The sequence below is a fragment of the Streptomyces sp. NPDC058650 genome (genome assembly GCF_042717315.1).
GTDB lineage: Bacteria > Actinomycetota > Actinomycetes > Streptomycetales > Streptomycetaceae > Streptomyces.
In genome coordinates this window covers 1-1,155 of record NZ_JBHXRL010000077.1, presented here as the reverse complement: position 1 = coordinate 1,155, position 1,155 = coordinate 1, and the positions used below count along the sequence as shown (strand labels likewise).

Annotated in this window: 1 protein-coding gene; it reads left to right on the top strand. The window is 68.9% G+C overall.

The features are described 5' to 3' along the window. Positions 1-1,155: acyl-CoA dehydrogenase family protein (locus tag ACFWWU_RS37365; RefSeq protein WP_384153699.1), on the top strand; the 1,155-nt coding region annotated here is incomplete at its 5' end.

Genomic DNA, 1,155 nt, shown 5'->3' with positions numbered 1-1,155 from the left:
TTCGACCTGTATCGGCCCTCCGAGGAGCACGACATGCTCCGGGAGTCGGTGCGTGCGCTGGCGGAGGCGAAGATCGCGCCGTTCGCGGCCGCGGTGGACGAGGAGGGCCGGTTCCCGCAGGAGGCGCTGGACGCGCTGGTCGCCAACGACCTGCACGCCGTGCACGTCCCCGAGGCGTACGGCGGCGCGGGCGCGGACGCGCTGGCCACGGTGATCGTGATCGAGGAGGTCGCGCGGGTGTGCGGTTCCTCGTCGCTGATCCCGGCGGTGAACAAGCTGGGCTCGCTCCCGGTGATCCTGTCCGGCTCGGAGGAGCTGAAGGCGAAGTACCTGGGCCCGCTGGCCAAGGGTGACGCGATGTTCTCCTACGCCCTGTCCGAGCCCGACGCGGGTTCCGACGCGGCCGGGATGAAGACCCGCGCGGTCCGCGACGGCGACTTCTGGATCCTCAACGGCGTGAAGCGGTGGATCACCAACGCCGGCGAGTCGGAGTACTACACGGTGATGGCCGTCACCGACCCGGAGAAGCGCTCCAAGGGCATCAGCGCCTTCGTCGTGGAGAAGTCCGACGAGGGCGTGTCCTTCGGCGCCCCGGAGAAGAAGCTCGGCATCAAGGGCTCCCCGACCCGCGAGGTCTACCTCGACAACGTCCGCATCCCCGCGGACCGCATGATCGGCGCCGAGGGCACCGGCTTCGCCACCGCGATGAAGACCCTCGACCACACCCGCGTCACCATCGCCGCCCAGGCCATCGGCATCGCCCAGGGCGCCCTCGACTACGCCAAGGGCTACGTCAGGGAACGCAAGCAGTTCGGCAAGCCCATCGCCGACTTCCAGGGCATCCAGTTCATGCTCGCCGACATGGCCATGAAGCTCGAAGCCGCCCGCCAGCTCACCTACGCCGCCGCGGCGAAGTCCGAGCGCGTCTCCGCCGGAGGCGACAAGGAAGACCTCACCTTCTTCGGCGCCGCGGCCAAGTGCTTCGCCTCCGACGTCGCCATGGAGGTCACCATCGACGCCGTCCAGCTCCTCGGCGGCTACGGCTACACCCGCGACTACCCCGTCGAGCGCATGATGCGCGACGCCAAGATCACCCAGATCTACGAAGGCACCAACCAGGTCCAGCGCATCGTCATGGCCCGCAACCTCCCGTAA